The 11,559-nt window shown below is 54.1% G+C and carries 6 protein-coding genes; 4 read left to right on the forward strand and 2 right to left on the reverse strand.

Annotated features, from left to right (window positions below):
- The first annotated feature begins 41 nt into the window (after window positions 1-41).
- From K239x_RS20030 to K239x_RS20045, 4 genes are all read left to right on the forward strand, one after another.
- Complete coding sequence (locus tag K239x_RS20030; RefSeq protein WP_145419981.1) at window positions 42-2,792, forward strand: hypothetical protein; 2,751 nt, start codon at window positions 42-44, stop codon at window positions 2,790-2,792.
- 75 nt (window positions 2,793-2,867) lie between these two features.
- On the forward strand, window positions 2,868-4,346 hold the full coding sequence (locus K239x_RS20035; RefSeq protein WP_419189198.1) for an SDR family oxidoreductase: 1,479 nt from the start codon (window positions 2,868-2,870) through the stop codon (window positions 4,344-4,346).
- A 302-nt stretch (window positions 4,347-4,648) separates the two neighbouring features.
- Window positions 4,649-5,851, forward strand: coding sequence for a right-handed parallel beta-helix repeat-containing protein (locus K239x_RS20040; protein WP_145419983.1), 1,203 nt, complete (start codon window positions 4,649-4,651; stop codon window positions 5,849-5,851).
- Between the two features lie 184 nt (window positions 5,852-6,035).
- The gene (locus tag K239x_RS20045; RefSeq protein ID WP_145419985.1) at window positions 6,036-7,463 is read left to right on the forward strand and encodes a hypothetical protein; all 1,428 of its coding nucleotides are present in this window, start codon (window positions 6,036-6,038) and stop codon (window positions 7,461-7,463) included.
- A gap of 7 nt (window positions 7,464-7,470) precedes the next feature.
- On the opposite strand, the gene K239x_RS20050 is transcribed toward K239x_RS20045, so the two are convergent.
- Window positions 7,471-8,943: a DUF1501 domain-containing protein gene (locus K239x_RS20050; protein ID WP_145419988.1), complete on the reverse strand. Its 1,473-nt coding sequence runs from the start codon at window positions 8,941-8,943 to the stop codon at window positions 7,471-7,473.
- A 4-nt stretch (window positions 8,944-8,947) separates the two neighbouring features.
- Entirely contained in the window at window positions 8,948-11,371 is a 2,424-nt protein-coding gene (locus K239x_RS20055; protein WP_145419990.1) for a PSD1 and planctomycete cytochrome C domain-containing protein, read from the reverse strand.
- Between the last annotated feature and the right edge of the window lie 188 nt (window positions 11,372-11,559).

An 11,559-nucleotide genomic window follows, 5' to 3' on the forward strand; every position in this document is an offset into this window, starting at 1 on the left:
GCTCCGCTGCATCGCCTACAATCCAAGCACACTGTTTCTTCATGAATGGGTGGGCAACGATGTTCTGCGGCAAATCTGCAACACAAGACACCATCGTACGAATCTTCGTACGACTCGTTTTTTTCCTAGCGTTATTGGCCTCCTGCCCATCGGCGGCTCATAGCGATGAAGCCGCCAAAGCACTGTTCCCCGGTGCCAAGCATGTCGTCGATGTGGTCCGACTTCCCGACGGACAAATGGTGTATCTCCACGGCGATGAAGGCCCCTGCAAAATCAATCCCCAAACGGGTTTGCTACTGCCGATCCACCGCCATGCTGGCAAGTACGCCAAACACTTTGAGCGTCTTTTCCAAAACCCCAAAAAGCCTTCGGAGTACTTTTCGATTGCACATTTGAAATCGGACAAGTCGTACGGGCTGGCGATCTTTCGCTACCGAGGAGGTCAAATTACCGAGACACGCACGGGCCGAATGCGTGATCCCCAGTTCTATCAAAACAAGCATGGCGTCGTATTCGTTTGGTCACGACACGTCCCCGAAATCCGTTGGATCAGCGCGACGTCCCATGGCAAAATCGAACTGCCGCTGCTAAATCCCCAGGACCGACACAACGTCAAATGGATTCGCCCGATATCAGCCACCGAATCCGCAGACGGCACGGTCGCGTTGGGGAGCATCCTTGACCCGCATTTTAAACCCAAAGGGATGAACGGCGTCCTGATTTTCAAACCCGCTGACGACTACTCCCAACCAGGAACGGTCAAGCGCGTCCCGATGCCCGATCAAATCACCGGGCCAATGTGCTTTGATGACAACAACCATTTGCGGATGATCAATCATGATTCAATGTTAGACATCGACGCAAATGGCATCACGCAGACACAATCATTCGCCCCGATGACGTTCGACGGCGAAAAGCTGGTGCCGGTTTTGTTTTGGAACGACGCTGCGGGAAACCCGACCGCAACGTGGCGACAACTTAATCGCTCGATGCGCCGCTACGACGTTGCGGGTTTTGAAGACGGCCGACTGCATCGCTTTGCAACCTGGAACGAGGATCACTGGGACGTACTTACCAAAGGCATGAACCAACGACTGTACGCGCCATCACAAATTTTGCTTGATGCAAACAACGACCGATGGCTGACGGGCTGCGATGGTTCGCTCTATTTCTCGCAGCGTCACAACAAAATCAAAGAGCTGGATTGGCGATCCGGTATCGAAGTGCAAACGATCACGCACGCAAAGATCATCGACGACGATCTATGGCTGTTCGATCGAACCCATCGAAACGAAATCACTCAGCGATTGAATCTGGAAAGTCTCCGCCGTCATTCAAGTGCCACCAAAAGCAAAACATCACCGCGACTTGGACGATGGAACGTCGTCTACGCCCACAAGTCATCCGAGACCTTTGCAAGAAATCAGTCGTGTGCTGTCAGCCTGAGCGGTCGGCTGATCGGATGGAACACGACCGGAATGCACCAGTCAAAATTGCCTGCCGACGCCAATCTGCGACAACATCTCTGGGGCGTCAGCGATCCGGAGCGACAGATCGGCCTCGATAGCCGCGGCCACTTTTGGATATTCGATTCGGCAGATGATCCTACTGTCATGAGATCATCCGACGGAAAGTGGGAAACGATCGGCAAGCGTTCCAACGACGAATCACCTTTCCAAATGGCGCTCAGATCCTGCCTAGATGCCGACTCGCCAGAACTTGAGATTGGATTCGGGCGTTCATCAGCAGCGATTGGATCAAACCGACGGATCGTCTACCGAGCTCCATCAAATCAACTAGCAGTGTTTTCTGCTGGCAAATGGCAACGATTTCCTTTACCCAAACACTTGCAGGATTCAGCCGTCTTTGAAGTCGCACTTCATGACGATGATGTCCAAGCCACGATCACTGACGGATCCGTCTGGCAAATTTCGTTCGACGAATTACTGCAGCAAAACGAAAACCGTGCCGCAAAGTCCGATCTTTCCGGCACGGCCCGACGCCGCCCCCAAGAGAACTGGCACCGCGTTTCTTCCACGCGAAAAGCACCGCTAAACGGACGGCCTCAACCGCCGAAATCTTGGAACTGGAAAGACGACGACGTGATCTGGCGACGCTATTCAGACTCTGGTTCTTATTTGATCAAGAAACAAAACAGCCTAGCGATCCAGCTACATGATGAAAGCTGGATGCGGTGCGACACGACCAAGACTCCGCTGCAAGGAATGACGCATTTCCGATTGGCAAGACCAAGCGTCGGAGGAAAATTTGCCTTCTTGGCCCTGCAGGATCATGCCCTAAAGATCGCTGTTTACACGCCGCCGGCTTCCTCAGAACCTATCAGCAGTACCGACCTAGGGACGTTCAGCCAACCGGGCGTAGCCGTTCGATTGGCCCCCAACGCAGAAATCCTCTCTCAAAAGACATGGTCTCGTTACCGCGTCGACAATCTCCGCTGGTCGCAGTGGGAGATGAACGGACAAGTCAAGTTGCCGGCCGTCAATGGCATCGGCCCGCATCGCTTGACTGTTCAACACCGTGACTCCGAATCATTGTCGCGGATTCAGCAAAGCAGTTACCGTTTCTCGGTGTCGTACTCGATCGCCGATCAGGTTGAACCATTGGTCAAACAACTAGATGCCGACAGTTTCGCCAAACGCGACCGGGCGACACGAAGCCTGATCCAATGGGGACCAGCTGTGCGGAATCTGTTGCCACGCAAGTCGAACACGATGAGCCTGGAAACACGCAAACGCATTGATCAAATCTTGCACACAATCGATCAGCAGTAACCAAGGGACTGAGACCCATGCGGCGTGGTTGTCAGCTACCAACAATACTACTTCCACCGTTCCTTGGAGTCCCCTTTGTCGTCCAACAATATCCAACATGTTCTCATCTGCGGCGCAACCGGCTACGTCGGCGGACGCTTGGTGCCGCGTTTCTTAGAACGTGGTTTAACCGTGCGTTGCCTGGTACGCAGCCCCGAAAAACTGCGAGCATTTCCTTGGCATGACCACCCGAATTTGGAAGTGATCGAAGGCAATCTGGACGACGTCGAAACCGTACGCCGATCAGCCGAGGGAACCCACGCAGCGTACTATCTGGTCCATGCAATGATCAGCGCCGGAGGTGACTACGCCCAGCGTGACCGCGAGTTGGCGACCAGCTTTGTCGAAGCTCTCAAGGGCACCAGTTGCCAGAGGATCGTGTACTTGGGAGGCCTTGGCGAACTTGGACCTAACTTGAGCGATCACCTGGCCAGCCGCCGCGAGGTCGCCCAAATCCTGCAAACCAGCGATTGTGCGGTCACTGTCTTTCGCGCGGCGATGATCATCGGCTCCGGTTCCGCCTCCTTTGAAATCCTGCGCTACCTGGTCGAACGATTGCCTATCATGGTGACACCCAAGTGGGTGAAAATGGAAACGCAGCCGATCGCGATCCGTGATGTGCTGCGATACTTGGTCGAATGCCTGGACGTGCCAGAGACAGCAGGTTCCGTGATCGATATCGGCGGGCAAGACGTGTTCTCTTACCAAGACCTGATGCAATTGATGGCCAAGGCACTGGGACTTCGCCGACGCATTATTGTGCCGGTTCCCGTGCTTACTCCCAAACTTAGTTCGGCTTGGATCTCGCTGGTGACACCCGTCAACGCACGTATCGCAAGACCCTTGGCCGAAGGGCTACGCAATCGAACGGTTTGCCGAAACGACGTCGCACAACAATTGATGCCCGGACCACTGTTCGATGTCCAAGACGCCATTGACGCAGCACTTGGAAAACTGAAGGTCGGCAACATCGAAACTCGCTGGTCCACCGCGGGCGAAATGCCAGGCGACCCAGAGTGGTCCGGCGGCAAGGTTTTTCAAGACGAAAGGTCGTGCGTGATTGATGCGTCACCACAAAATACGTTCGCAGCGCTTAGCCGCATCGGTGGACGCTATGGGTACTGGGGCGGAGACTGGCTTTGGTGGGTACGCGGCTTGATGGACAAAGCGATTGGCGGTCCGGGACTCAGGCGGGGCCGGCGCCACCCCAGCGAATTAAGCTACGGCGAGGCGGTCGATTTTTGGCGGATCAACGGTTACGAAGACGGCAGCTGGCTCAGACTGCATGCTGAGATGAAATTGCCCGGCGATGCTGAGTTGGATTTTCAAGTGCATCCGCATGCGGATGGCAAAAGCGAGCTAGTACAAACCGCCCGCTTCCGCCCAAGAGGACTGTTGGGTATCGCCTATTGGTGGGCGGTGTATCCACTGCACTTTTTTGTCTTTCCAAACATGGTCAACGGCATCAAGCGAGATGCGGAAACGCTCCAATCCAATGGAACCGCATCGGCTTAGCTAGACGCATCGAGAGACTCTTGACGCTGCAGCACGGCAATCGCTTTGCTGAAATGGCCGCATGCCGAATCCGCCGGCCAGTGTATCCACGCTACTTCTACCGCTAGTGATTCTGGGGCAATGGCTTTCGCCGGAGCCGTGATTGATGCCCCTAAAAATCCTAGGTTCCCCGAATAAGGGGATTTAAAATCCGTAATTTAAAAGCTCGTGAATTCTGCTCAGCAAGGGTTATTCAACAAAACTGAGTGGATATGATTGAAGGGCTTTTTTGTCCAGGCCCTGCTTTTCTACGGTCGTAATTGATGAACCACTTTTTTCTGTCACGTCTTGCTTCCGTTTCCGCGATCGTCGTCGGAATGCTCTTGCTCGCTTCTTCGGTGGATGCGGCAAATTACTACGTGGCGACTTGGGGCTCGGACAATCGTTCCTCCAGCGAAGCGCAGAGCCGATCGACGCCTTGGCGAACGATCCAGCGTGGGTTGGACACCGCGGGCTCAGGTGATCAAGTCATCGTGTTCGACGGCACCTACAGTGAACACGTTTCCTTTCGACGAGGCGGCAGTCGCAACAATGATCTGATTTTGCGAACGCAGAACACACATGGTGCCAGAATCGTTGGTTCGATTTCAGCGTCGGATAAAAACTACATTCGTATCCAAGGATTTGACGTTCGAAACCCAGGTGACCAACAGTTGACCAAAGGCATCTCACTGTATCGCTGTCACCACGTCAAAGTCCGCAGCAATCGTGTCCACGATTGTTATGGAGGCGGGATTGCGATCGATCGATCCGACTGGATCCTCGTCGAATGGAACCTCGTTTTCCGAAACGCTTACTGGGACGTCAAACAGCACAGTGGCATTTCGATCTACCAGCCGCAGTACCGTAGTAGCGATTCGCAGAAGTACGGCATCATCATTCGCAACAACACGTGCTGGCGAAACTGGAACTACGTTGACAATCCGCTTTGGGGCCGCCCCACAGATGGCAACGGCATTGTCTTAGACGACTTTTTAAACGAGCAACCCGGTGGTGGTGCTCCTTACGATCGAATGACCGTTGTCGAAAACAACTTGTGTTTTGGCAACGGTGGTCAAGGCATCCACAATTATCTAAGCCAGAACGTACGCATCCGAAATAACACCTGCGTCAACAATTTGGGCAGCTTTGATTTTGGCGGCGAAGTTTCGGTGGTCAGCTGCAACCGCATCTACGTCTACAACAACATCCTGTCACCGCGTGCGAACAAGAATGCCGCGTTGCAGTACCAATCAACCGATTTCTGGTTCGGTTTCAACATCATTGACGGCCCCACGCGAGGCGTGCCGCAAGACGGCAGCAACATCTACGGCCCGGCACTTTTCCAGAGCGGGAGCTTCAAGCTGGAACCTTTCAGTCCGGCCGTTGACTCCGGTTTACCACGGTCCGATCAATTTTATCTGGATATCGATGGCCAACGACGTGCCGTCGGCAACATCGATCGCGGCGCGGCAGAGCTTCAATAGGGAATCCATCCCGACGCCGAAGCCCCGTGTTTTGCGGTACGAATCAGCGTTTTGCTGCTCCGACTGGTCCTGACCAGGCTAATTGGCAAATCGTTGGCAACTAAGATTTGTTCAGTGGTGGTTTGGTAACTAGGGTGTAACAGACAATACAAGTCTGCATGTTCCACCCGCGAGGCTAGTTGCCATGTTGATGCGATCTGAATCGGCAGACGCGTGCGTCATTGAATCCGATCTTCCCAACTACGGCCGTACATTTCCAATGTACGTGCCAGCGATTGATTGGTACTTCTTATGCGACGACAGTCGCGAGTATCCAATGTCCTTTTATCTGGACTTGGATTTTACGGGTACCATCGATCAAGAAAAATTTTCGCTCGCGCTGCGCGAAGCGTTGTCGCGTCACCCGCTGCTGATGTGTGTCATCCAACCGGGCAAACAAGACTTGCCGTGCTGGACCCTGGCGCAAGATCCCATGCCGACGATCGACTGGGCCGACGAGGGCGTTCCTTTTGGTTATGGCGACGCGCCAAATGAGTCCAGCAGCGAATCCGAAGTTGGCCTGGACGGTGACTTCATCGACATTCGCCGCACTCCGGGTCTGCGGATTTGGGTTCGTGAATCGTCTGACTCAGTACGAATGACATTGCAGTTTCACCACAGCGCTTGCGATGGGACGGGAGCCTATCGGTTCGTCGGTGACTTGCTTGCCTGTTACATGCAGCAACTGCCATCATGCAACAATAAAGTCGAACTGGGCGATTTCGATCCCGCGCTCTTAAAAGTTCGCGCGGCAAAAATGCGAAGCATTCGATCAATCGATAGCGAACTGAAAAAGCTCTCCGTCGCACTAAAAGAAGCATGGCACCACGTTGGCACTCGCGTGTCCCCGTTGAAGGCTCCTGATTCCAAACCGCAAACGAAAACGTTGCCGGGCATCGTGAAGCGAGTCTTTTCTGCCGATGAATTGTCGTCGATGCGGCATCAAGCGACCGATCAAGGCGCGACACTTAACGATTGGTATCTGTGCAAACTTTTCCAAGCAGCTCGAGACTGGAACGGTCGCTATCGCCACAACGGCAAACTGCGACTCCTCGTACCCGCCGACATGCGTGACGGAAACGATTTCGCAATCCCGGCCTGCAACATGACCGCCTGCACGTTCATCACACGTCGGGCGTCGGAGTTGAACGACGATAAGAAACTGCTTGATTCGATCCGCGCCGATACGCTGCAAATCAAGCAGGGGCACCCGCAAAGAGCATTCGTCAACGCGATCACTTCGGCGATGCAAGGTTCCATGCTGCCATGGATCATGAACAAAAACAAATGCATGGCCACCGCCGTGTTATCAAACGCCGGCGACCCTTCGCGACGCTTTACCTGCAAACTGCCTAAACGGCGTGGCAAAGTCAGTTGCGACGAATTTACGCTGGAATCGATCACAGGTGTCCCACCGCTGCGTCGTCACACTCGCAGTACATTGTCGGTCAGCAGCTATGGCCGCCAGTTGGTCGCATCGATGCGATGCGACCCTTACCTGTTTTCGCAAGGCGACAGCCAAAGGTTGCTCGATTTGTTCTGCGACCGATTGCTACCGGCAAACGAATCCTAGTGTTCGCTTAGGCCAACAAATCTTTGACCACGTGGGCTGGCTCCACACCGGTGAGCCGGAAATCCAGCCCTTGAAAACGCACGCTTAGCTTTTCATGATCCAGACCAAGCTGGTGCAGTAGCGTCGCGTGAATGTCGCGAACATGCACCGGGTTTTCGACGGGCGCGAAACCAAATTCGTCGGTCTCGCCGTAGATCGTGCCGGGTTTGAATCCGCCTCCTGCAAACCACATAGTAAATGCATCGATGTGGTGATTGCGCCCCGTGTTCTCGCGAACTTCGCCCATCGGCGTACGACCAAATTCGCCACCCCAGATCACAATGGTGTCCTCCAGCATCCCGCGGCGCTTCAGATCCAGGATCAGAGCGCTGGACGCTTGATCGATTTCCTTGCAGATTTTTGGCAAGTGTTCTTGCAGGTTTTCCGTTGGACCGCCGTGGTGATCCCAGTTCGTGTGATACAGCTGAATAAACCGTACGCCGCGTTGAACCAATCGCCTGGCCAGCAGGCAGTTGCGGGCATAGCTCGCTTCGTTGGGATCCTTGATGCCGTACAGATCCAGCGTCTCGGCGCTTTCGTCCGACGTATCCATCAGCTTAGGCGCCGAACTCTGCATCTTGTACGCCAATTCGTAGGCATTGATCCGAGTCGCGATTTCTTGGTCGCCCGTTTCAACCAACCGCTTGAGGTTCAGTTCCTTGACGGCGTCAACCAAATGTTTCTGCTGTTCAGGCGAAATGGATTCCGGAGTGGAAAGATTCAGAATCGGATCTCCCTGGTTACGTAGTGGCACGCCTTGGTAGCTGGTCGGCAAGACACCACTATTCCAAAGCGTCGCACCGCCGCGTGGACCACGCGGACCACTCTGCAACACCAAAAAACCAGGCAAGTCATCGCATTCGCTTCCCAGTCCATACGTGACCCACGATCCCATGCTGGGGCGTCCGAATTGCCCGCTGCCTGTGTTCATAAAGAACTTGGCCGGCGCGTGGTTGAACAGATCGGTTTTGCAAGTCTTGACCAACGTCAATTCGTCGATGATCTTGCCAGTGTGCGGAAGCAAATCACTGACCCAAGCTCCGTTGCTTCCGTATTGCTTAAACTTTTGCGTCGCCCCCAGCAAATTCGTGCGGTGGCTACTGTCCATGAAAGCAAACCGCTTGCCTTCGATAAAGCTTTGCGGAATCGGTTGCCCACTGCGTTTGTTCAGTTCCGGTTTGTGCTCAAAGGTCTCCAATTGAGTTGGGCCACCAGCCATGAACAGAAAGATCACGTTCTTGGCCTTCGCCGGAAAATGGCTCGGCTTGGGCTGCATGGGATTCTCTGACATCGCCGGCGCAGCCATTGCGCGGTCTGCCATCAGAGAACCAAGCGCCATCGAACCGATGCCCATTTGGCAACGGCTGAAGAAATGTCGCCGCGTTTGCCGCTTCAGCAATTCGGACTGCAACTGATCGTGTTTGTTTTGAAAACTAGTCATCGCATTATTCTCGAGTGATCGTTTCATCAAGATTCAAAAGTGTCCGCGCCGCATTGAGCGTGTCCATTTTGATCAAGACGTTCAGTTCTTCTTCAGTGGGTGTTCGCGAAGTGCAGCGACGAAACGCAGTAATCAATCCATCACGTTTAATCACCTTTTCTAACGACGTCGCAAACTCAAAGAATGCGGGGTCGTTCATTAATGTCAAAGCTTGCAGCGGCGTGTTGCTGCGGTTTCGCCGCGTGCACGTGCTAAGCCCATCGGGAGCGTCAAAGACGTTCAGCGATGGCGGCGGCGTGGCGCGAAATTTAAACGTGTACAGCCCACGTCGGTAACGGTCCTTGCCTTTGCTGGTGTTCCAGCCTCGTTTGACTTGGCCTTGGCCCATGACTCCATCCGGGATGGGCGGGTAAACAGGTGGCCCTCCAAGATCAGGTGCCAGTAGTGCGCTCGCACTCAACGCAACATCACGCACGATTTCTGCGTCCAATCGCAGGCGTTGCTGTCTGGTCAAGTAGTAGTTGCCAGGATCAAAGCGTTCGTCATGGTTGACCGATGATTGCTGGTAAGTGTGCGATGTCACAATCAAACGGTGCATGTCTTTCATGCTCCAGCCACCGTCGACAAATCGATTCGCCAACCAATCCAACAGTTCTGGGTGCGTGGGTACCGATCCCTGCAAACCAAAATCATTTTCGCTTTCGACGATTCCGCGTCCAAAGTAATGCAGCCAGATCCGGTTCACGATCACGCGAGCGGTCAGCGGGTTTTCCGGACTGACAATCCAGCGTGCGAGATCCATCCGATTGGCACGATCCGACGAAATTTCAAATGGGTGCAGGACCGACAGAGTGCCGGGCGAAACTTCTTTGTCGGGCCGCGTAAAATCGCCTTTGATCAGCAACATCGTCTTTCGCGGCTCATCGCGTTCTTTCATGACCAGCGTGGTCGCGGTGCGATTCAGTTTGGCATCGGCGTCATTAAACTGTTTTTCAAGTCGTTCAAATTCTTCGCGTGTCTTTTCATCAATCGCGTCGCCGGCCGCTTTGAATAGCGATCGCTTGTGATCCAGTGTGCGGTCCGATGGTTTCTTGTCGAGTGCCTGAGCAGTACGCTTGCCAAGCTTCTCCTTTTCTTTCGCATCGATTCCTTCGGCCCAGGCGCTCACGGCGTCGACATTCTCACTCTGGTCCACCATGTCCTGTAGTTGCGATTTGGCTCTCTCAAAATCCTGTTTCAACAACTCCACGTCGACATTTGGTCCGTAGACCTTCATCGACGGTTCGTCTTGATCGTTCAAGAAGGCGAACATGCGGTAATATTCGACTTGAGAAATCGGATCGAATTTGTGATCGTGGCATTGAGCACAGCCCACCGAAAGCCCGAGCCAAACGGTGCCGGTCGTTGCAACGCGATCAAAAACGCTGTCAACGCGAAACTGTTCTCGGTCGATGCCGCCTTCTTGGTTGATCTGTGTATTGCGATGAAACCCCGTCGCGATCTTCTGCTGTTGAGTCGGATCAGGAAGCAAATCGCCGGCGAGTTGCTCGACGGTAAACTGATCAAACGGCATGTCGTTGTTCAGTGCGTTGACGACCCAATCTCGGTACGACCAAATCTGCCGCGGACCATCGATCGAATAACCATTGCTGTCGGCATATCGGGCTTGGTCCAACCACCAACGGCCCCAACGTTCGCCGTAGTGTGGGCTGGCGAGTAGTTTGTCGACGAGCTGGCTGTAGGCCGCGTCAAAATCGGCGGCCGCATCGATCTCGAACTGTTCGATCTCAGCGACCGACGGAGGCAATCCTGACAGGTCCAAACTCAAACGACGAATCAACGTGTGGCTGTCGGCACGTTGCGTTGGACTCTTTTTTTCTTGAGCCAATCGAGACACGATGAAACGGTCGATCGGATGCTCCACCCCTTTCACTTTGGGCGGCATCAATCGCTCGGGAGGTGTAAACGACCAGTGCTTGGAATACTGCGCTCCCTGGCTGACCCAAGTCGTAAGCAACTGAACTTGCTTTGCCGATAGTTTCCGTCCTGAATCCGGAGGCGGCATCAACATGTCAGCGTCGTCCGACAATATCCGAGCGACCAACTCACTTGCATTCGGGTCATTGGGAACGATGCCCGCTGTTCCGCCGTCCTCGCCGGTAGCTCCGGCAAACGTATCAAGCCTCAAGTCCGCCTCGCGAGAAGCCTCATCGAATCCGTGGCACGAAAAACAATTCTCCGACAGAATCGGACTGATGTCGCGGCTAAAATTGATCGTCGTTTCGACCGCAGGCGATGAATCTTCGCCCGCAGGCGTTGGCTCGTCGCCATGCAGCGGCGGATTCAGATTTGCAAGAAGGCTCAACAAGGCGATCACGCAGGTTGTCAGCCCGAATACCGCGTATTTTGAGCCGGAAAAATTCGACATATCGATTGCTGGAGCTAGTGTTTCGTCGTGGAGACTTGTTCGACAGAGTATAACTGAATGAACAGGGGATCTGAGGGGCAGATTCGATCCAATTGAACCAACACCAAGAGGCCGTGGCTTGGCGTCGCGAAGAAGCCAATCGCTGCCTCCAGAGCAAATCACTTTTTGAAGAGCGAAGGTCTGTTTTT

Origin of the sequence: Stieleria marina (genome assembly GCA_007741555.1) — a bacterium.
Classification (GTDB): domain Bacteria; phylum Planctomycetota; class Planctomycetia; order Pirellulales; family Pirellulaceae; genus K23-9.